We start from the raw sequence: 20,700 nt of genomic DNA, 5'->3' as shown, positions 1-20,700 counted from the left end.
ATTAGCCCCACAGCTTTTCTAAGTCATAAAAGTCGCGGGTTTGGTCTTGCATCACGTGTACAACAACGTCACCCAAATCAACCAATACCCACTCTCCGATGTCCTGACCTTCTTGGCCAATAGGTGTTTCTCCAGCATGACGTGCTTCTTTTGCGACATGATCGGCAATCGATTGTACATGGCGTTTTGAGGTGCCTGTACAGATCACTAAGTAATCGGTGATTGAAGAAGTTTCGCGAACGTCGAGCTTTACAATATCACGCGCTTTCATATCATCTACTTTGTCTAGCGCGAAATCTAATAACTGTTGTGAATCCAAGTTTTTGTCTCTGTATTTCAAATAATCGGCGATTTTAACATGCTTTATGGGGTTAATCAGCATACAAGCCATGGCTATTTATATAATCTATGACAGAAGCGGGCAGCCAATGTTCCAAATATTCTTTGTCATGCTGTGCAATTGCAGCTCTTATTGTACTCGATGCAATGTCTTTTTGCTCACCGTGAAGGAAATAGCAGTGTCCAGCCTTGGTGGTTTGGAGTCTATTTGAGCTATCTGTGCGTGCTTTGGCTAAATAAGCCGAGACTTTAGCATCTGGTGAGCAATGTTCTTTTGGGCGTTGATACACTACCAGATGACACAGCTTTGTAATTTCTTGCCATTGATACCAAGTGTGCAGGCTATTAAATGAGTCCATACCCATTAAAAATAAAATCGGCTGATCCTGATATTCGTTACGCAGCTCTTGCAGTGTTAGCAGGCTGTAAGAAGGTCCTTGTCGGTCAAGCTCACGTCTATCAATAACCAGCTTTTGTTGCCCTGCTAGCAAATTTGCAAGCATCGCTAGGCGATGCTCGTCACTGATGCTAGGCTTTTGTTTATGAACCGGTATGGCACAAGGTAAAAACTTTAACTCAGCCAGACTTAGCTCGTCGACGCAGCGCATCGCCATATTTAAATGGCCTAAATGCGGAGGATCGAAAGTACCACCAAACAAAGCAATCATACATGCTCACTCTGGCTAATTGGTAACGGCATTGCGATGGGGGTGGCAAAGGCCAGCGCTATGTGTGCTAGAGCTTGATATGGCGCAGTGAGCCTTGCTTCTTTATATGCGGTATCAAAGTCTGCCATCATACAGAGCAACTGTTTCATCTGCTCTAGCGTTAATCTGTCTAACGCTTGTTGCGTAATGGTTTGCTGATTTTTCCAGACATTATGCTTTTTATAGGCATCCGCAAGCGTAGTGCCTGTTTGCCACAAGGTTTTAACACCCAGTAGGGTGCGTGCTTGGTTTTGCAAGGTCCAGAGAATACTCGCGGGCTCTACATTATCGCTGGCGAGCTTATTCAATACTTTGATGATTTGTTTAGGGTTGCCACTTAGCAATCCGGTATTTAAATCAAAAATATCGAACTTAGATTGATTTAATAAGCCGCTCAGCAATTGCTGTTCATCAACCGGGTTTTTACCAAATAGTAAGGAGAGCTTTTCGAGCTCCTGATGCGTTGCAAGCAAGTTGCCTTCTGTGGCGACGAGGAGGGCGCGCTTGCCTTGTGGTGACACAGACAGCTTCAGCCGCTTACATTCATCATCAAACCAGCGCTCAAGATGACGGCCCGTTAACGCATAGCAAGGGACGAACAGGCCTTTAGGCTCTAATGCTTTGAACCAAGCGGTGCGTTGAATGTCTTGACCCGCGCCCAGCCCTTTAAAAATAACAACGACATCTGGATTGACCTGTTCGGCCAAAGACTTTAAAACCGCAACACCTTGGGTAGGAACTTTTTGCTCGTTAAAGTCGAACTCGATGAGCGTACGTGCACTGAACAAAGACATACTGTTGTACTGTGCACTGAGCTCTTGCCAGTCAAATCCCGGAAGTAGAGCAAATTTAATGACTTCGTCAAAGCCTTGCTGCTTGGCTGCGGTTCGTATGGCAAGTACACATTCGCCTTGCTGAAAGGGTTCTTCACCAAAGACCAGATAAAAAGGGGCAAGCCCTTTACTTAGGTAATTGGAGAGTTGATTGGCATAACAACGCATTACAGTTGCGACAACTCTCGAATAATACGTTGGCTTGCAAGACGGCGCATCTCGGTTAGGATTAGCTCAAGCTCTTTTGCCTTTGCTAGCGCGTTGTCTGGGTCGTCTTGATAGTTACGATACAGCTCGAACATTTGTTTAACGGGTTCTTGGCCCGGACGAGTCAATCGATACGACACGCGATACGCCAGTTCATACTGAGCAACCTGACCATTTTTGAACAAACTGAGTGTTTGACGTTCAAGTGAGTCATTGTACAAGTACAACTCAGCAGCTTGCTTGGTATTTTTTGGTGTAAGGGATACCTGAGCGCGCTGAAGATCAGACTGTAACTGTTCAAATAAGGCTGAACGCTTGTCGTCACCACTTAAGGTGATTTCTTTTAGATCGTCAGGAAGGTAAGAGGCTTGCTTGAGGTGAAAACCGCAGCTCGCCACGAAGAAGCAAGCTAGCAAAACTGCTAGCTTGCTGGTGTGCCAAAATAGGCTACGCATCTTAGTTTGCAACCACATTAAGTAGTTTACCAGGAACATAAATCACCTTACGGATGGTCTTGCCGTCAGTAAATTTAGTGACGTTTTCTTCGCTAAATGCAATGGCTTCAACTTGTTCTTGCGTTGCATCTGCCGCCACGGTGATTTTAGAGCGCAGCTTGCCGTTGACTTGTACAACGATAAGCTTTTCATCTTCAACTAGCGCGCTTTGGTCGACAATAGGCCATGCCGCATCAAGAATATCGCCAGCTTTGCCAAGCTCAGCCCATAGCTCGTGACACATGTGCGGTGTGATAGGCGCAAGCATGATCACCATGGCTTCTAGCGCTTCGTTTGCTAGTGCAATGTCCTGCTCATCGCTCAGTGGCGCTTTGATAAGCTTATTTGAAAGCTCCATCACCGCCGCAATTGCCGTGTTGAACGTTTGACGACGTTCGATATCGTCTGTCACTTTTGCAATGGCTTTGTGGATATCGCGACGTAGCGTCTTTTGCGCTGCATTTAGTTTGCTTAAATCAAGCTCGGCAGTACCAGCTTGCTTTACGTCAACTGCGTATTTCCAAATACGACGAAGGAAACGGTGCGCACCTTCAACGCCTGAGTCAGACCATTCAAGCGTTTGTTCTGGTGGAGCCGTAAACATCATGAATAAGCGAACGGTGTCAGCGCCGTATTGCTTGATAACCGTTTGCGGGTCAATACCATTGTTCTTCGACTTAGACATTTTGCTCATGCCTGCAGAGAATACCGGCTCGCCGTCTTCTTTATGCCACGCTTTAGTGATGCGGCCTTTGTCGTCAGTCTCAGTTAATACGTCAGTTGGTGCGATCCAAATGTCGCCGCCTTTCTCGTCTTTGCGGTAGTAAGTATCCGCAAGTACCATGCCTTGACATAGTAGACGCTCAAATGGCTCATCAGAGTTCACTAAACCGAAATCACGTAGCAACTTGTGGAAGAAGCGCGAGTACAACAAGTGCAAGATAGCGTGCTCAATACCACCAATATATTGGTTTACTGGTAGCCAGTAGTTTGCAGCACCTGGTTCAAGCATACCTTCATCGTAGCGTGGACTACAGTAACGTGCATAGTACCAAGATGATTCCATAAAGGTGTCGAATGTATCGGTTTCGTGGAATACCGCTTCACCATTTATTGTTGCTTTTGCCCACTCAGGGTCTGCTTTAATCGGTGAAGTTACCCCATTCATGACTACGTCTTCAGGTAGACGAACAGGGAGCATGTCTTCAGGTGCCGCAAGCTCAGAACCATCTTCTTTGTTTAACATTGGGATTGGCGAACCCCAGTAACGCTGGCGGCTCACACCCCAATCGCGAAGACGGAAGTTTACTTTACGCTTACCTACGCCAAGTGATTCTAATTTAGTCGCGATGGCGTTAAAGGCGCCTTCAAAGTCTAGGCCATCGAACTCGCCAGAGTTGATAAGCGTGCCTTTTTCGGTAAACGCTGCTTCAGCCAGATTGGCTTCTACTTCTGCGCCGGCTAGAGGCTGAATAACTTGTTTGATCTCAATGCCATAAGTGGTTGCAAACTCATAATCACGTTGGTCGTGACCCGGTACTGCCATCACGGCACCTGAGCCGTAATCCATCAGTACAAAGTTAGCTACCCAAATTGGCACTTCTTGCCCTGTGAGTGGGTGGATAGCCGTAAAGCCAGTTGCGATGCCTTTTTTCTCCATTGTTGCCATATCCGCTTCGGCAACTTTGGTGTTCTTGCACTCTTCAACAAAACGAGAGATTGCTTCGCTGTTTTTCGCCGCTTCTTGAGCGATTGGGTGACCTGCCGCAACTGCTACATAAGTCACGCCCATAAAGGTATCAGGGCGGGTAGTGTATACGGTGAAGCTTTCGTCGTTGTCAGCACGTTTAAAGTCGATTTCAACGCCTTCTGAGCGACCAATCCAGTTACGCTGCATGGTTTTAACTTGCTCAGGCCAGTGGTCAAGCTTGTCTAAGTCATCCAGTAACTCTTGTGCATAATCGGTGATCTTAATAAACCATTGTGGAATTTCTTTTTGCTCGACAATGGCACCTGAGCGCCAACCACGGCCGTCAATTACCTGCTCATTTGCCAGTACCGTTTGGTCAACAGGATCCCAGTTTACCGTTGACATCTTTTTGTATACTAAGCCTTTTTCGTAAAGCTTAGTGAAGAACCACTGTTCCCACTTATAATATTCAGGGTGACAAGTCGCGATTTCACGATCCCAGTCGTAACCAAAACCAAGTAACTTAAGCTGGTTGCGCATGTAGTCGATATTTTCGTAGGTCCATTTCGCCGGTGCGGTATTATTTTTAATTGCCGCGTTTTCAGCTGGAAGACCAAACGCATCCCAACCCATAGGTTGCATAACGTTTTTGCCTTGTAGGCGTTGGAAACGAGAAACCACATCACCAATGGTGTAGTTACGTACGTGACCCATGTGGAGGCGACCACTTGGGTATGGGAACATTGAGAGACAGTAGTACTTCTCTTTACTTTCGTCTTCGACAACTTTGAAGGTATTGTTTTCTTCCCAGTACGACTGTACTTTGGCTTCGATATCTTGCGGGTTATATTGCTCTTGCATCTAGGTTTCCAAACATCTGGCAAAATTAATAGAAAATTGCTCGATAGCATACCCGAAATTGGCCAGCAATCACAGCACCTAAAGTGGAATTATTTTAGTCGATTGCCGCGGACTAAAGGTGGTGCCGAAGTGGAGATAAACTACGCGAAGATCTGCAGCGGTAAAAGGGTAAATTTTGTGCTGTTGCAAGTAAGAGTTATTATCACTTACTATTGCTAAATATCGAAAGAAGTTTGAGAATTCCCTTGATAAAATTGTGGTTACGCCGTGCTCACCTAGTAATGGCGCTGGTGGCTGGTGCATTTATTATTTGCTTAAGCTTAACTGGGGCACTGCTTATATATGCCAAAGATATTCAATATCTTACTCAGCCTCAGTTGTGGCGAGTTGAGCCACAGTCTGAGCCTCTTGGGGTAGAGCAAATAGTAACTTTTATTGAATCTACAACCGCTGAAAAAGTTTCACTGTTTATGCCTGAGCAGCAACCGGATTTGGCGTGGCAACTGAAGTTGTCTAGCGGTGATTATGTTAGCGTTAACCCCTACAGTGGCGAGATCCTTCATCGCTACGAGTATTATTCTACGATATATGGCTTTACGATGGCGCTACACCGTTGGTTGTTGTTTGAAGATGCTGACAACAAAAAGCCGCTTAGAGATTGGGTATCTATTTGTGCACTTGTACTCATTATTGAGTTAGTGTTGGGCTTTTATCTTTGGGTAAAGCCTAAAAATCGCTTGAAACGGCTAGTGATAAAACCAAAAGCTAAGCTAAGGATCCTGCTTTATCAGTTACACACCGTACTGGGGGTATATTTGCTTTTACCTATGCTGCTCATTGCCTTCAGTGGTATGGCGTTTAACTGGCAGCCGAAAACTAAGGCTGTGGTTGAGTGGTTGAGCTTTGATGAGGTCGAAGCAAGACCAAAACCGCCCACTATTGCGGTTAATTTTCACGGCTTACCCTATGATTTAAATAGCGCTACAACACGTGCGAAATCTATCTTCCCAGACAGTCAGCTGTTCCGTATCTATATGCCTGATAAAGCGTCCGACAGCATCGCTTACAGAGTTCAAAACCCAGGCGAAAGTCATGCCTATAGCTGGGTTTGGGTAAACCCTTATAACAGTGAGGTGGTGGCGCAATATGATGCGTCAAAAGCCGGAGTTGCTACGCAAGTTTGGAACTTTAAGTACAAGTTTCATATTGGTGATTTTGCAGGACCCATCGTGCAATTTGTCTGGTTAATACTTGCCTTAGTTCCGACTTTTTTCACGGTATCCGGCCTGTATTTTTGGCTGCAACGTCATCGTAGGAAGCGGTAATTAACTTCACTCTAAGTTACTGTTATGTGGATATAATTGCAAAAATCGATGTAAAGTAAGGTGGTCTTGCACTAAAAGGTAATGCAAACTATTCACATTCATCTTGTTTTTACAGAGGTTTGGCAATATTATATTGCCGCTTTTTACATCATTATTATTCTAAATCCAGCAAGGATAACCATGTTAAAAACTACTCTCAGTATGGTAGCGTTGGCTGTTAGCGCAGCAGCCATTGCAGACGATACCAATGTTAAAGATCTTCAAGCTGCAGATATGGAGCATATCGTGGTCTCGGGCAGTCGTGTGTTTGAAAGCATCGATGAAGTGCCTGCCTCCATTACGATTATTAATCAAAAGCAAATCGAAGATCATTTAAAAGTAAATCCAGAACTACAAAGTTTGTTATCTCAAATTGTTCCTGGTCTTGCTCCGGATACGGGTAGTTCAAGTAATACTGGGCAATCGTTGCGTGGACGTGCGCCTCTGGTGATGATTGACGGTGTACCTCAGTCTACACCACTGCGAAATGGTTCTTTGGGTGTAAAAACACTCGATCCAAGTGCCATCGCTCGTATAGAAGTTATCAAAGGGGCAACCTCAATTTATGGTAATGGTGCTTCAGGCGGGATCATTAACTACATCACCAAGCAGGCTAAAAGCGATGGCAAACCAGAAGGTGAAATTAGCCTATCTAGCCGCTTTAGCGCAGTAAAACTTGCAGAGAGTGTGGGTGCTCGAATTGCGGGCGCGATTAATGGCCGCGTTGACCAATTTAGTTATTTAGTCACGGCAAGCTATGAAGAAAACGGTGTTCAGCGTGATGCAGAAGGTGATATTCTGGGTTTACAGTATGGTCTGTCGGATACCGTGACAGAAAACTACTTCACTAAGCTGGGCTATGACTTTGACGAAGACAAGCAACTGCAATTTAGCTATAACTTCTACAGTTCACAGCAAAAAACGGACCTAGGTGATGTATTTGGTAACATCAATTTAGGTGAAAAATCTTACGCTATTCACGTGCCACCAGCTCAGCAAAAACAAGGTAAGCCACAAGGTCCTGAAGGTAATGAAAACATTACTTTGAAATACACCGATATAGAAGTTTTTGCTAATACACAAATGACGCTTGATGCGTATATGCAAGACATTGAGAACGTGTTCTTCTTCTCTCCAAGCTTAGCAAACCCTGATGAAGGATACACTGGCGGTCAATCTATCATCCGCTCTGAAAAAAAGGGCGCGCGTGCAACATTTAATACCTTGGTTGATTTTGACAATGTCCAAGCTACCTTCATTTATGGTATTGATGCGTTGAATGATGTGACCTCACAGCCACTTGTTGATGGTCGTATTTGGGTGCCGGAAATGGACATGGAAAGCATCGCAGGTTACCTACAGACCAAGTGGATTGTTGCCGATGACCTAGTGTTAAAAGCGGGAGTGAGACAAGGAAGTATTGATCTTGCGGTAGCTGATTACCAAACACTAAAACTTTGCCGCTCAGCGGATCAGTGCTCTGTGCCACTTAACGTGAAAGGTGACACCATTGACTATGACGCCACAACTTACAACGTGGGTATTAAATATAACGCAAATGAAAAGTTCAGCCCATTCGCCAGTTACTCGCAAGGCTCTGATATCTCTGATATTGGCCGTCTGCTGCGCAGTGCAACGGTAGAAGACATTGGTCAAATTCAAACAGAAGCATCGATTGTTGATAACTACGAAATCGGCTTTAATTCTCAATTTGAGACGCTACGATTTGAATTTGCGGCATATAGAAGTACATCTGAGTTTGGCACAACGAATAAATTCAATGAAGTAACCGGAGTTTATGAGCCTGTTCGAGCACCACAAAAAATTTGGGGTTATGAGGCACTTGTCGATTACAAGATCAACGACACGCTAAAACTTATTGCGACATATAGCTATGTAGAGGGTAAAGATACCGAAGCCGATACTTATCTTGGCTCTAGACAAATTAGTCCACCAAAGCTTACGGCAAACCTAAATTGGCAGCCAGTTGATGCGTTATCGATGACATTAAGCTGGTTACATGTCGGCGACCGTAAACGTTTCGAGCGAGACGATAAAGGCAACTATGTTGGAGATCAAGGTCCAATTGACAGCTATAACGTGGTTAACTTTAGTGGTCAATATCAATTCGGCCAAAGCTGGCAAGCGTTTGTTGGTATTGAGAACTTATTTAACTCAGACTACTTCCCAGCTCGCGCACAAGCCTATACGTACGGTGGCTACAATATTAAAGGCCTTGGCACGACGGCAACCGTTGGCGTGAAGTATCGTTTTTAAGCTAATAGCAATTACTTTTGGCTTCATAATCTGAAGCCAAATGGGTTTGCTGAGCACCAAGTTCAGCAAACCCTAATACAATGAATGGTATATCTGGTCTACACTTAATCTATTGGCGAAACAGGAGTGTAGCAATGGCGGATTATCAAAAATGGCTGGATCAATTTTCCGATTGGCTCAAAGACGTCAAAGAACATGAAATTGACGATTTATCTAAACGATTCTGGGAAGCGCAGAGCGCACTGAAAGACTACACCAAACAAACCTATGATGATTATAGTTACTATCTAAAACGTGACTTGGAACATCTTCTCGAAAACAAATCTTTCTATGATGAAGCGGCTTGGAGTGAGCTCAAAGCTAACATCTTATTTGAAATATCCCAATTAGAAGATAGAACTCAACTTGAGTGGTCCGCACTTTTAAAAGATTTTGAACACCAAGGCATTTATAAAGAAGGTGAATGGATAGCTTTGGGACAATTAGTGTGTAAGAATTGTGGCTATAAATTAGATGTTTATTATGCCATCAAGATCCCAGCTTGCAGCGAGTGCGGGCATGGGGAATATACTAGAAAAGCATTAGCGCCCTAAAGTGTGGGCGCTCAGCTTGGAAGCACCAAGTTGAGTAGACTAACGTATGCGAATAATACAAAGAAGTTAGAATGACCAAATCTAAATTGTCGTCTGAAAAAGCACTGCCTGCGAGCCAGCTCGCGCCATCAGTTTCGTTGACTCACATAGAAAATTGTATCCAAAACCCTTACCCAGAAGCGCTGCCATTTATTGGCCAGCAGCGCGCTCAAACCGCCCTAGACTTTGCCTTGGGAATGGAGCTTCCCGGTTATAATGTGTATGTCATGGGAGAAGCGGCGCTGGGGCGTTTTACCATGGTGAAAGACAAGCTCGAGGCGCACAGTAAAACTAAGCCAACGCCCAAAGAATGGTTGTACGTTAATAACTATGACGACCATCGTGAGCCTATCGCGCTATTTATGCAGGCGGGCGAAAGTAAGCAGCTTGAGGCCGATATTGACGCCTTTATTGATGAGATCTTAGATACTTTTCCTGCAGCTTTTGACAATCCGGGTTATCAACGCAAGAAAAAGTCGCTAGATAAAGAATTCGAACAAAAATACGATGCTGCGATCACCGCTGTTGAGCAACAAGCTATGAATATGAGTGTTGCACTGATAGAAGATACAGGGACAGTTGGCTTTGCTCCTGTGGTCGATGGTAAACAGCTCAGTGATACGGAGTTTTCGGCACTAGACGAGCATGTTCAGGCACACTTTTTAACCGCAATTGAAACATTAGAAGATGCCCTCATTGAGTCGCTTATTGAGCTGCCAAGATGGAAACGCGAATCCTCAGAGCGCTTGCGTAATCTTAAAAAAACCACCATTGAAATGGCGACTAAACCGCTATTAAAAGCACTTGAGCATAAGTATGCCGCACACATTGGCGTGCTGCGTTATCTTAAAGACCTCAAGGTTGAAATTGTCGATGCGGTATTAGATTGGCTAGACGACGATAGTAGTAACAGCGACGAAAACAAAGATGACTTTGACTCAAAGGGAATGCTCACTGACTTTTTTGCGCCCAATATTCTGGTTGAGTTTAAAGAGGACGACCCTGCGCCTGTAGTGTATGAGCCAAATCCGACCTTTGGTAATATTTTTGGTAAGGTGGAATATGCAACCTCTCAAGGTAATTTGATCACCAGCTATCGCTCTATTCAAGCCGGTGCATTGCACCGCGCCAATGGCGGTTATCTGATCATGGATGCGGAAAAGGTCATGGCTAACGCCCAGGTGTGGGATGGCCTTAAACTGTCGTTAAAAACCCACCAAATTAAAAATGACCTACCGTACCAAGACAATTCGGTGGGCAGCAGCTTTACCTTAAAGCCGCAGCTAATTCCGTTGGATGTCAAAATTATTCTTTTGGGGTCGCGAGACCTGTATTACACCATTGGTGAATACGATGAAGAGTTTGCAGAGCTATTTAGAGTGCTGGCCGATTTTGATTACTATTTACCAAGCTCGGACAAAATGCAGTACCAATTTATCACTAAGGTGATGGAATACTGTAATGATACCTTGAAGATTGAGCTTAGCTCAGCGGCGCTGGCACGTATGCTTAAATTTAGCTATCGCCAAGCGGAGCACCACAGTAAGCTTTCGGCGCGCTTTGCTGATGTTTTGGAGCTGGTGGCAGAAGCCAGTTTTTATGCCAAGCAAGATGGCGTAAACCAAATTGCCGCTAATCACATCGATGAAGCGATAGCTGGAAAAGAATATCGAACAGGACAGTTAAGTGAAAACATGCTCAGCGATATCCAAGAAGGGCATACCCTGATTGCAACTGAAGGCACCGCAATTGGTAAGGTAAACGGCCTGACCGTACTGCATATTGGTGACACCGCATTTGGTACACCTGCGCGTATTACCTCTACGGTATACGCGGGTGCTGACGGGGTGATTGACGTTGAACGTGAGGTAGACTTAGGTAAGTCAATTCACTCAAAAGGCGTGATGCTGCTTACGGGTTACCTAGGTAACAAGTATGCGCAAGACTTTAGCCTGACACTCAGTGCAAATATCGCCATTGAACAAAATTATGGTTTTATTGACGGTGATAGCGCATCACTTGCAGAGCTTTGTGCGCTGCTATCGGCGGTGACGCAACTCCCTGTGGATCAATCTTTAGCGCTCACCGGCTCAATAAACCAACACGGTGAAGTACAAGCCATTGGTGGTGTAAACGAAAAAATCGAAGGCTTCTTTAAACTCTGCAAAATGCGAGGCCTCACAGGTAAGCAAGGGGTGATCGTTCCTGAATCTAACACAGTCAACTTAGTGTTAGATGATCAAGTGATTGCAGCTGTTGAAAAAGGCTTATTCCATGTCTATGCCGTTGCCACAGTAGATGAAGCGCTTAGCTTGTTAATGGATAGACCTGCAGGAGAGCTAAGTGATGAAGGCTATCCCGAAAACAGTATCAATGCAGTTGCAATGGCGAAGCTTGAGCGTATTGCAAAAGTAGTAAACGGCGATGACGACAAAGGAGAAGAAAGCCATGACGACAACTAATATTATCCTCGTTATCGTTGCACTGGTGATTGCAGTGGTGTTTTTTCGTGGTGGTCAGAAACAAAAGCAGCTTGCGCAGTTTAATCGAATTCAAGCGGCTGACTTTTTGAAAGAAAACGAAAAGCGCACAGAGGTACATAAAACTGACTCAGGTCTTCAGTACGAAATAATCACTCAAACTGACGGTGGCAAACAGCCAAATGCAACGAGCAAAGTTAAAGTGCATTATCATGGCACTTTACTTGATGGCTCCGTATTCGACAGTTCGGTACTGCGTGACCACCCCATCAGTTTTGGACTTAATCAAGTGATCCCAGGTTGGACAGAAGGCGTGCAGTTGATGAGCGAAGGGGATAAATACCGTTTTTGGATTGGTCCAGACTTAGGCTATGGTGACCGTGCTGCAGGTAAAATCGAACCGGGTTCGTTATTAGTGTTTGAAGTTGAGCTGCTCGCGGTAGAGTGATCGGTGTTATTGTTGTGTAGGGCGCTACGGCATATAGCTTGAATAAACGTAGCGCCATACGCAGTTAATGGAGTAACAACCTACATAAATACAGCCAATTATTTTCCTTTATTTTCTGTATAGCGACTGAGTAGCATATTGGCGACCTGTTGCTTTACGGCCCGTTTGTCATTAGGGTCAACGCCAAAACGTTCCGCCAGTAGTGCGATTTCTTCATCGGTTAGATTGAAGGATAAGCGTTGCCGAGTTTTCTTCGATTTAACTTCTAAATCAAGGATCTTTCTGATCATATCGGATGGCGTTAGCTCTTCGTCTATCGCCTGTTTTTTAATGTTTTTTTGTACTTCCGTGGTTAAGTCGAAGGCCATTTGTGTGGCCCTCAAAGCCACTTCTTGACGTTTCCACTTGTCTTCTCTTGTGGTCACGAGTTAGCTCCAGGAAATAGGTCAACAATATCGCTCAGTGGGCGACACATGGTTAGTGACACGTCAGTTTCCCCCCCATCCCAGATCTCGATATTGATAGCGAACTTTTCGTCAGGACTAAGTAACTCGATAACTTCACATACTTCGCCACTTTCATCTCGATAGCGTGGCAAGGCGCGACCGCGATAATCGCTATCGTAAAAATAGCAAACGTAGGGCGCTTCACTTTGTTGATAGCTTTTACCTAAAAATCGCTCGAAAATCTCTGGAGTGGCGTGGGTGTCGATGTGGGTCAGTGCTTCTTCATCGAAAATACGCGCAAATTCATCAAGCGTAAAAATAGCGTCGACGTCTTCTCTTTGGATTTTGATAGAAAAATTCGCATATTCCTCACCGTCACTTTGTTCAATTTGCAAAAAAGTAATGTTACCTGAATCACTTTCGAGAACAAATTCATATGCAGCGCTGCGCTCAAATTGGTAAGTTTGTACGCCAACCACTTTTAGGGTTTGCCCCTTGAGCCAGCTAGGGTAAGCAAATGAATCAATGATGGTGAGCATATCCCCAACTTGCAGATCTTTTGCATGAGTAAGTCGTCGCTCAGGAGTTTTTTTTGATTTAAAAAAGCCAAACATAATGCACCTACATAATCAAAAAGGGTAAAAAGGAGGCGAGGCCTCCTTTTTCTATTCGGCAAATATTAGTTGCTTTGTTTCGCTCTAATACGTTCAAGAATATCATTACTCTTTTGCGTAGAGCCAATTCCAGCTTCTGCCATTTTGGCTTTTAGATCTGCACCCGTTGCAGCGGCTTCAAGCTCTTTTGCTGCAGCCAGTTGATCTTGCCTATCTTGCTGGCGTTGCTTGATACGCTCAAGCGACTGACGTGCATTTACCATAGATGACGTATTGGTATTTAGCGTACTGTTTACTGCCATGGTTGCTTTTTGAACGCTGTCTGTGGTTTTTACCATTGTTAGTTGGCGCTGGTTTTCTTTAATCGTTTTTTCAGCTTCTTTAATTTGCTGTTTTAACAGGATCACATGTTTACTAAAACCGTCTAGCACTTGCTGTTGCTCTGCGCGCTCAACTTCAAATTCACCGATTTTCTCTGCAATTTCTACCGCTAAAGCTTCGTTACCTTTTTCCAGCGCTTGTCCAGCATAGTTTTCATGCTCGATAATGCTTTCGTCAAGTGCAGCTAATTTGCGTTTTGTCTGCATCTCTTTCGCCATTACTTCTGTTAGGTTCTTTTTGGCTTTAGCTAATGCGTTTTGTGCGTCAGCAATTTCTTGCTCAAAAATACGAATGCCATTTGCGTCAACAATTGACTCACCAACTTCTCTAGCGCCACCACGAACAGCAGTAAATAATTTCTTTAAAATACTCATTTCACAACTCCAATATTATTCATTCAAATACACAGTCACGGCTTCCAATGCTTCGATTGCATTGTCCGCGAGGGTGACCAGTTCGTGCGTGATCTCATCAATTGAGGAGGAAACGGCTAGAGCACCAAATATCGCATACTGCTCATCAATTTTAGCAAACGCACTCAGCGGGATCGGCACATTCAGTTTTAATAGTGCTTCATTTAACTCGTTTAGCAACTCAGGCTTTACCTCATTCTCTTTAAATAGGTAACTAATGCATACAAGTTGTTCTTCAGTCTGAGTCACAAAAATTGGTAATTCGTCATTTCCGTCAACAATCACTTGCAATACATCTTGCTCGCCTTCATTGGCGATTAAGAAAGATTCGAAGTTAGCACCTTCTGTTTCAAATGATGCTAATTTGATTGATAGTTCATTTAATTCCATCTTCATTTACCTTTTTTGTTTTGACATATTATGTCTGAGTTAAGAGTTGCACGTAAGACATAATATGTCAATGGCCGTGCGCTAATTTTTATACAACTCATCTTCTGTTTGCCATGCTTGACGATAATAATCGTATAGTCTGCCCGTTCCTAACTGGTTGACTTCAATATCTTTTGCTCCGTCAAAAAAGCGATTTGGGAAAGCGAAAGTAGCAAGTAAATACTCTTTGTTTATCCAGTTACTTGGAACAGGCAAAGACTCGACCGACCGGATCCTAGCACTTGCCGGTTGTCCAGCTCTCGTTGCGATTGTCCATCCCCACTGGCCAAATGAGGGAATATTCTGTTGGTATTGCTCAACATGCGTAAACCCGGCATGTTTTACCGTTTTAGCTATGCTAATAAACGCTTTTTTGGCGTGATAGGGAGACGTTGACTGAATAGCGAGTGCACCATCAGGTGCCAGTAATTGACGCACATGATTATAAAAGTAGTCGCTATATAGCTTATTCAAATCAGGGTGATTAGGGTCAGGTAAGTCGATAATAATAGTGTCAAACTGTCTACCTTGGTCGAGCATTTTTTCTACTTCTAAAAATGCATCTGCAACGATAACCGTTGCTCTTGGATCGTTTAAGGCGTTGCCATTCAAGCGGGTTAATTGACTGGTGATATGTGGTCTAGCTGGGTATGGCTGCCCTTGTAGTCCAAATAATGAAAGTAGTTGTCCATCCAAATCGATTAAGGTTGCATTTTCAACAGGCCATTCCAGTACATCTCGAAGTGCCAGACCATCTCCGCCGCCAATGATTAATACCTTTTCGCGCCGGTTAGAAGCCAGCATTGCAGGATAAACGAGCATAGTGTGATAGATCTGTTCATCTACAGATGAAAACTGTAATCGACCATTTAAGAATAAATCGTTAATTGGCATCGGTTGTGCGCGGCTCAATCGCTCAGTGATGACAACATGTTGATACTTCGTTGACTCTGAATAGATCACCTTGTCTTTGTATAGCACATTGCTGAGGTCTTTCATCCAAAGAGAGCCATGGCTCAGGATGACAAAAAAGATACCAAGCAGAACAAAGTGGCAAGCAAACAGCAGCTTAGCGAAGCGGACATGAGCATGGTAACGCCATAGGAAGATAAGTCCTGCAATGATATTAAATAGCGCAGTCCACGCTGCTGCTTGCATTATTGGCAGCGCAAGCATAATCGTGACCCAAATGGCAGCACCAACACCAGCACCGATATAATCTGCACCGTAAATGGTACCTGCGTTATTTTCAAGGAAGCGGCCATACACTTGTTGACGGATCCTAGCAATCAGCGGAATTTCCATGCCAATTAAAATGCCTAGAATGAGGCCGAAAACATAAGGTAAAAATCGGGCAAATGCTTGTAATTGCGCAAATGGCATGCCATCTAAGACACTATCGGGAGGCAAGCTGTAAAGGCTAGAAAGTGTATGGGGTAGGGTATAGGTAAGTGCAATAATACTGGCGATCACCAAAATACTGCTCATGCCGAGTAGCGCAATTAGGCTTTCAAGCCATGCAAAAGCGGTAAAGGGATCTTTAAACCAGCGCGCTAAAAATGCGCCAATGCCCATGGCCACGATCATAGTGCCTATCATGGCATAAATCGCGCTTTCTACAGAGCCTAAAACGCGACCAGCATAATGAGAGAGTAAATATTCGTAGATTAGGCCGCAACCGGCCAAAATGGCCATGACGCCAATAAGTAGGGTGTCGTGACCAAACAACGACCAGTTGCCGGTCACTCTTGCTGAAGTTTGTGGTGCAGATGCGCTCAAGGGTTATGCACCTAACAAACTTGCCATAGTCGTACCAATCGCAAAAGAAAGCGCGGCTGAGATTGCAGCAACACCAACATTCTTTTGTCTGTTCACTTCATCGGAAATATCTTTACCTGCCAGAATAATTTTTATCATGACGAGGTGTAAGACGATGAAAAGCACAATGCAACCCAGTGCTGCAATACTCCAGTAAAGTAGGCTTGAGTTAATATTGTCAGCTACATACGGCGCTAAACCGGACGCTGCAGTCAGTGCCAGAGCCGAGCCGATTAAAAAGCCCGCGTAGCGGATCCCAACCGCGATATTGTTGTCTTTGATTGCCTGCTGTAAACAGTCGCCACTTTTGTTGGTGCGCTTGAATAGTTGTACTCGGTATTGGCTCACAAGCAGCATACAAATATTACCAATAATGAAGGCTGCAACCACAATAGGTAAGCCATACCAGCCTTCTGTGAGTACCCAAAGTAGAGCTGAGCGGATCACAATGGCAACGCTCACCACATGGCCAAAGTCAATCAGTGCTGAGGTGACATTACCTTTAACGATTTCGTCATGGAGGTTTACCTTGCGTAGCGCGACTTTGTCTTGGAAAAAGTGACCGAGCTTGATAAGGATGATACCAACGATACCATAGCCCGCCATTTGTAGCGCTTCTTGAGCTAAAGAACTAGCAAAAGCACCACTTGAAATACCTGAAATTACAATGGCCAGACCTGCTAAACCACCAGCAAAACTGAGGCCAAATGCAAAGTTGTCTTTTTCTGTGATTTCATCGTTTGCATGAAGGTTAGATACCCAACCTTTGATGTATTTTAAGCTAACAAATAACGCGACGATCACCGCCATATCTATTAGCAATGCTTGAAAAGTCCAAGCTGTTAATCCGTTAAATTGGTACATGTGTTAACTCCGCTATATATGCGCTATTTGCCCCGGCTTACGCCACGGGAGGTTCTACTTGAGCTATTGCGAACAGAGCCGTAGCTTGATGTTCGAGAATAGCTGCTTCGAGTTACTGCTGATGGGGTGTGACTACTTCGACTTAACCCTGACGCGCCAGATTTTTTCTTGGCATAGGGACTGGTAAATTGTTTGCCTTGGCGTTGATACGATTGTTGAGTACGTTTGGCGAGCTCAGTTTGGCGTTTGTAGCCTTTATAACTGGTGTATCTGTGGCGGCCATAGTCGCTGTAGTAACTGTATCTGCGATGTTTACTCCAGCGGCCATATTCCACATCACCGACAATATCTCCAAGCATGCGATACATGCCATACCACATCCAAAAGCTAGTGCCGTTAGAGTTAGTCTGCCATTCGCCATAGTTGGCATTGCCAACAAGCTGATTGCCGACGCTGGTCTGACCGTTTGCCGCTTGTTCCGCCTGCTGACTAATAGCGCCAACTCGCGCTAGCTTGCCATCTGACATATCAGCTAAAACATTGATTGGATCTGTCAGCGCATCATTGAACAAACTAATGGAAGCGGCTTCTTTTAACAACACTGCTTGGTTGATAATGTCGTCGCTGTTCATACTTGGAGCGGGGGACTTGAGGGACTGATAACGAGTCAATAAACTCTGATATAAGGTTCCACTGCTTGTTGCGTCTTGGGCAATAATTTGCGCAATTTCACTGAGCTGAGGTTTTTGCTGACTAAGTACTTTGCCATACTCAGTCAAAAGGTTGGCATTTCTCACCTGCTTTTTATCAAGGGCGGTTCCCAGCGTATTTATCGCTGTTGAAGCTTCTTGAAGTGTATGTGTAATGGTTTGCTGGATACGTTCTTCTTTCGATTCGCAGCCCAGCATTAGGCTCAAAACACACAGTAGGCTAACCAGTTTCCAAATTCTAAAGTTGGACATTCATTGTCACCTAATCTACCTTGACCGTTCATTTAAATGTGCTGTTTTATTGAGCTTAAGTCAACTCAAACGTGCCGTGATTGGCATGTTAAATGGGCTTAAATTGTAACAATAAATCAGTCTAGAGAGTTATTATCTATACACCTTAACATTTGTATTAATATAAACCATAGCGTTAGGTGAACTGGGATAATAATAGAGTTTGTTCATATAGAAGTTGCATTCGTATGAATGCAACGATCACCAAAGCATCAATATAAATCTATCGATACTACAAGGTTAATATACCTTAGCAATTTGCCTCTAGAATGTCATAAATAGCATCTTCTAGGTCTTCTAAATCAGTTTCATCTATCAGCAATCTGGCTTTTGATTCATCAAGGTCTAGCGCCTCCGCAAAGAAGCCTTTAAAGCCTCGCGCTTTGCGGTCAATCTCAAAGATAATTTCTAGTTGCTCACCGCGATTAAAGAAAACCACTTCCACTTCATCAAAGCGACCATGGAAGTCACCTGCGATCGTTTTAAACTCTAGCTCTTGTACGAATGGGAGGCGTGAGAAAGATACTTCATCAATACCTTCACAGTCTGATTCATAGAGTTTAAAGCCAAGCGCTTCCATCGCATCGATAGCCGCTTGTTGTAGCTCGGTAGGTACTATGTGTAAATAGTCCCTATCTGACTTGTCGAGCGCCATATCAATATCAAGGTTGGTAGCAATCCAAGTTTTGGATTGTCCAACGGTAAGCGGGGTTTCTTCAGCGAGGTCAAGCGCAAATGGAATGTGCTTTTCATCACCGGGTTCGATAGTAAATCGTTCGTTGATTTGAAATTTAGCAAGGGTGTGGTTTTTAGTGATGGTCGTTGTTTCACCTTCACTGTCTTCTCTTTCAACCGTGTAGTTACACATTACGTTAAGATCTATTTTGTTGATCTCTTGAGCAACTTTGCCACCGATGATTTTAACCGTTCCAGAAATTTCTTCGCCAGGAGAGGCGTGATGGGTCTCTAAAATGGTATCTACTTTTGCTGCACCGATACCGACTGCGCCAAGGGCTTTTTTGAAAAAAGACATAGTCATCCTTATATATCTTGTGACCTTCCATCATGGAAAGCGCTGCTGTGTCGATTATAGGAATTATTATCTATTCGTCAATTGCTTTTCTCTTTCGAAGCCAATGACTTGAAAATATTTTCTTTGATGCAGTCGGTAATTGGTCATTATTCGTAAAATTGGTATATTATTTTATAACGATAGCCGTAGATGAGCTGTGTTCATTGGCATGTTTCAAATTGCAAAGTTCAAGTTTATAGAATTATGGAACAGGATGTTGCAACGCCTCATGGTCAAGGATCGTCGTATGGCCCGCACTCAAGCTTTGGCGCAACCGAGCTATGAGGAATTGGCGTCGACATTAAGTGCGATGCCGGACTTGATGTTTGAACTAGACGAAGAGGGGCGACACTGGGACGCCAGAATACTCCGCCCTGAGTTGTTAGTCGCGCCTGCAGAACAATTGATTGGCCATACGGTGACTGAAGTGATGCCAGAGCAAGCCGCTAAAATAGTGATGCGGGCATTACAGGAAGCAAAAGTTAACGGCTATTCACACGGCAGCCATATTCACTTGTCTACGCCTGTTGGCGAGCGTTGGTTTGAAGTCTCTATCGCCCGTAAGATTGTGACTGCAAGCGATAATCATGCTGAAACACGTTTTATCGTGTTATCTCGGGATATCAATGATCGTAAGTTGGAGTATCTTGAAGCCGAGAAGCTGGCGTATCATGATCAATTAACCGAATTACCGAATCGCCATGTTCTCCAACATGGGTTGATGGAGCAACTCCATGCCGGGCAGCTGTTTGGTAGTTACAGCGCAATCTTGTTTTTGGACCTTGACGATTTTAAAAAAGTAAATGACTTGCATGGTCACCATGTGGGGGATCAGTTACTCAAGGCGGTTGCTCAGCGTTTGAGTGCTAGCGTACGTGAGGATGATGTGGTGATCCGTTGGGGAGGTGATGAGTTTGTGATTTTAATTACTCATTTATCTCCACAACAGCCTCAAGCCGAATCTCATGTGGTTGGGATCTGCCAGCAAATAATCAACAAGGTAGATAAACCATATCTCTTTGAAGGCAATAAACTAAGTTGTCGGATTAGTATCGGTGTCAGTCTGTTTAATAACCTCGACATCGAGACTGGGATCCAACAGGCAGATTCCGCTATGTATCAAGCCAAGCAATCTGACAGTGTGCGCTATGCTTTCCACAACAAACCGATTAAGGATGTTGGAACCTAGATAAATTCATCTGACAATAACGACAACCATAATACACGGCGTGACTTTTCAGCAGTTTGAGGTAGAGAATGAGAGTCGGGTTTGATTACCTAAGCTCTCATTGTGCTATGCCTAGTGTGTCATGCAAAATGGTGGAGACGG

At 44.2% G+C, this 20,700-nt stretch carries 19 protein-coding genes; 6 read left to right on the top strand and 13 right to left on the bottom strand.

Translation table 11 applies throughout. The annotated features are described in order from the left end of the window. Window position 1: 1 nt before the first annotated feature. From rsfS to leuS, 5 genes are read right to left on the bottom strand one after another with little or no spacing between them, the layout of a single operon-like run. Window positions 2-319, bottom strand: a complete 318-nt coding sequence (gene rsfS, locus MHN32_RS20030; protein WP_088532235.1) for a ribosome silencing factor — start codon at window positions 317-319, stop codon at window positions 2-4. A 52-nt stretch (window positions 320-371) separates the two neighbouring features. Continuing rightward, window positions 372-1,007 (bottom strand): nicotinate-nucleotide adenylyltransferase, encoded by a 636-nt coding sequence (nadD, locus tag MHN32_RS20025; RefSeq protein WP_239422616.1) that lies wholly within the window; start codon window positions 1,005-1,007, stop codon window positions 372-374. Then, window positions 1,004-2,047: a DNA polymerase III subunit delta gene (holA, locus tag MHN32_RS20020; protein WP_130163569.1), complete on the bottom strand. Its 1,044-nt coding sequence runs from the start codon at window positions 2,045-2,047 to the stop codon at window positions 1,004-1,006. The genes nadD and holA overlap by 4 nt, the downstream gene beginning before the upstream one ends. Then, entirely contained in the window at window positions 2,047-2,559 is a 513-nt protein-coding gene (gene lptE / locus MHN32_RS20015) for an LPS assembly lipoprotein LptE (protein WP_095728292.1), read from the bottom strand. Before lptE ends, holA begins: the two co-directional genes overlap by 1 nt. Further along, on the bottom strand, window positions 2,543-5,131 hold the full coding sequence (leuS, locus tag MHN32_RS20010; RefSeq protein WP_239422615.1) for a leucine--tRNA ligase: 2,589 nt from the start codon (window positions 5,129-5,131) through the stop codon (window positions 2,543-2,545). Before leuS ends, lptE begins: the two co-directional genes overlap by 17 nt. A 248-nt stretch (window positions 5,132-5,379) precedes the next feature. Here leuS and MHN32_RS20005 point away from each other — a divergent pair, with 248 nt between their 5' ends. From MHN32_RS20005 to MHN32_RS19985, 5 genes are all read left to right on the top strand, one after another. Continuing rightward, complete coding sequence (locus tag MHN32_RS20005) at window positions 5,380-6,456, top strand: PepSY-associated TM helix domain-containing protein (protein WP_343224415.1); 1,077 nt, start codon at window positions 5,380-5,382, stop codon at window positions 6,454-6,456. 180 nt (window positions 6,457-6,636) lie between these two features. Further along, a complete protein-coding gene (locus MHN32_RS20000) occupies window positions 6,637-8,772 on the top strand; it encodes a TonB-dependent receptor (protein ID WP_239422614.1) in 2,136 nt (711 codons plus the stop codon). A 134-nt stretch (window positions 8,773-8,906) separates the two neighbouring features. Further along, entirely contained in the window at window positions 8,907-9,365 is a 459-nt protein-coding gene (locus MHN32_RS19995; protein WP_017216346.1) for a hypothetical protein, read from the top strand. Window positions 9,366-9,436: 71 nt separating this feature from the next. After that, window positions 9,437-11,866 carry an AAA family ATPase gene (locus tag MHN32_RS19990; protein ID WP_239422613.1) on the top strand — a complete coding sequence of 810 codons (2,430 nt, stop codon included), beginning with the start codon at window positions 9,437-9,439 and terminating at the stop codon, window positions 11,864-11,866. After that, on the top strand, window positions 11,853-12,332 hold the full coding sequence (locus tag MHN32_RS19985) for an FKBP-type peptidyl-prolyl cis-trans isomerase (protein WP_239422612.1): 480 nt from the start codon (window positions 11,853-11,855) through the stop codon (window positions 12,330-12,332). Before MHN32_RS19990 ends, MHN32_RS19985 begins: the two co-directional genes overlap by 14 nt. Before the next feature lie 98 nt (window positions 12,333-12,430). Here MHN32_RS19985 and MHN32_RS19980 read toward each other — a convergent pair whose 3' ends face one another. The 8 genes from MHN32_RS19980 to MHN32_RS19945 form a co-directional block, all read right to left on the bottom strand. Next, on the bottom strand, window positions 12,431-12,757 hold the full coding sequence (locus MHN32_RS19980) for a hypothetical protein (protein ID WP_211866769.1): 327 nt from the start codon (window positions 12,755-12,757) through the stop codon (window positions 12,431-12,433). Further along, a complete protein-coding gene (locus MHN32_RS19975; protein ID WP_239422611.1) occupies window positions 12,754-13,392 on the bottom strand; it encodes a DUF4178 domain-containing protein in 639 nt (212 codons plus the stop codon). The genes MHN32_RS19980 and MHN32_RS19975 overlap by 4 nt, the downstream gene beginning before the upstream one ends. 65 nt (window positions 13,393-13,457) lie before the next feature. Further along, window positions 13,458-14,147, bottom strand: coding sequence for a PspA/IM30 family protein (locus MHN32_RS19970; RefSeq protein WP_239422610.1), 690 nt, complete (start codon window positions 14,145-14,147; stop codon window positions 13,458-13,460). A 15-nt stretch (window positions 14,148-14,162) separates the two neighbouring features. After that, a complete protein-coding gene (locus MHN32_RS19965) occupies window positions 14,163-14,576 on the bottom strand; it encodes a DUF2170 family protein (RefSeq protein ID WP_010606165.1) in 414 nt (137 codons plus the stop codon). Between the two features lie 81 nt (window positions 14,577-14,657). Then, window positions 14,658-16,394, bottom strand: coding sequence for a polyamine aminopropyltransferase (locus MHN32_RS19960; RefSeq protein WP_275440438.1), 1,737 nt, complete (start codon window positions 16,392-16,394; stop codon window positions 14,658-14,660). 3 nt (window positions 16,395-16,397) lie between these two features. Further along, complete coding sequence (locus MHN32_RS19955; RefSeq protein ID WP_239422609.1) at window positions 16,398-17,297, bottom strand: DUF350 domain-containing protein; 900 nt, start codon at window positions 17,295-17,297, stop codon at window positions 16,398-16,400. Window positions 17,298-17,320: 23 nt separating this feature from the next. Beyond that, window positions 17,321-18,259 (bottom strand): CHAD domain-containing protein, encoded by a 939-nt coding sequence (locus MHN32_RS19950; protein WP_239422608.1) that lies wholly within the window; start codon window positions 18,257-18,259, stop codon window positions 17,321-17,323. 289 nt (window positions 18,260-18,548) lie between these two features. Next, the gene (locus MHN32_RS19945) at window positions 18,549-19,331 is read right to left on the bottom strand and encodes a sporulation protein (RefSeq protein WP_237115800.1); all 783 of its coding nucleotides are present in this window, start codon (window positions 19,329-19,331) and stop codon (window positions 18,549-18,551) included. 286 nt (window positions 19,332-19,617) lie between these two features. Between MHN32_RS19945 and MHN32_RS19940 the strand changes: the two genes are divergently transcribed. Continuing rightward, window positions 19,618-20,559 (top strand): sensor domain-containing diguanylate cyclase, encoded by a 942-nt coding sequence (locus tag MHN32_RS19940; RefSeq protein ID WP_010606170.1) that lies wholly within the window; start codon window positions 19,618-19,620, stop codon window positions 20,557-20,559. Window positions 20,560-20,700: the final 141 nt, after the last annotated feature.

It is taken from the genome of Pseudoalteromonas sp. Of11M-6 (assembly GCF_022347905.1).
GTDB lineage: Bacteria > Pseudomonadota > Gammaproteobacteria > Enterobacterales > Alteromonadaceae > Pseudoalteromonas.
This window is presented reverse-complemented; position numbering and strand designations above follow the sequence as displayed.

Excerpts from the sequence above, each read along its gene's own strand:
- MHN32_RS19965 (WP_010606165.1), bottom strand. The coding sequence starts at position 14,576 with ATGGAATTAAATGAACTATCAATCAAATTAGCATCATTTGAAACAGAA.
- MHN32_RS19985 (WP_239422612.1), top strand. The coding sequence starts at position 11,853 with ATGACGACAACTAATATTATCCTCGTTATCGTTGCACTGGTGATTGCA.
- MHN32_RS19975 (WP_239422611.1), bottom strand. The coding sequence starts at position 13,392 with ATGTTTGGCTTTTTTAAATCAAAAAAAACTCCTGAGCGACGACTTACT.
- MHN32_RS19970 (WP_239422610.1), bottom strand. The coding sequence starts at position 14,147 with ATGAGTATTTTAAAGAAATTATTTACTGCTGTTCGTGGTGGCGCTAGA.
- nadD (WP_239422616.1), bottom strand. The coding sequence starts at position 1,007 with ATGATTGCTTTGTTTGGTGGTACTTTCGATCCTCCGCATTTAGGCCAT.
- MHN32_RS19995 (WP_017216346.1), top strand. The coding sequence starts at position 8,907 with ATGGCGGATTATCAAAAATGGCTGGATCAATTTTCCGATTGGCTCAAA.
- MHN32_RS19950 (WP_239422608.1), bottom strand. The coding sequence starts at position 18,259 with ATGTCCAACTTTAGAATTTGGAAACTGGTTAGCCTACTGTGTGTTTTG.
- MHN32_RS19945 (WP_237115800.1), bottom strand. The coding sequence starts at position 19,331 with ATGTCTTTTTTCAAAAAAGCCCTTGGCGCAGTCGGTATCGGTGCAGCA.
- holA (WP_130163569.1), bottom strand. The coding sequence starts at position 2,047 with ATGCGTTGTTATGCCAATCAACTCTCCAATTACCTAAGTAAAGGGCTT.
- MHN32_RS19940 (WP_010606170.1), top strand. The coding sequence starts at position 19,618 with ATGGCCCGCACTCAAGCTTTGGCGCAACCGAGCTATGAGGAATTGGCG.
- MHN32_RS20000 (WP_239422614.1), top strand. The coding sequence starts at position 6,637 with ATGTTAAAAACTACTCTCAGTATGGTAGCGTTGGCTGTTAGCGCAGCA.
- leuS (WP_239422615.1), bottom strand. The coding sequence starts at position 5,131 with ATGCAAGAGCAATATAACCCGCAAGATATCGAAGCCAAAGTACAGTCG.
- lptE (WP_095728292.1), bottom strand. The coding sequence starts at position 2,559 with ATGTGGTTGCAAACTAAGATGCGTAGCCTATTTTGGCACACCAGCAAG.
- MHN32_RS19990 (WP_239422613.1), top strand. The coding sequence starts at position 9,437 with ATGACCAAATCTAAATTGTCGTCTGAAAAAGCACTGCCTGCGAGCCAG.
- MHN32_RS19955 (WP_239422609.1), bottom strand. The coding sequence starts at position 17,297 with ATGTACCAATTTAACGGATTAACAGCTTGGACTTTTCAAGCATTGCTA.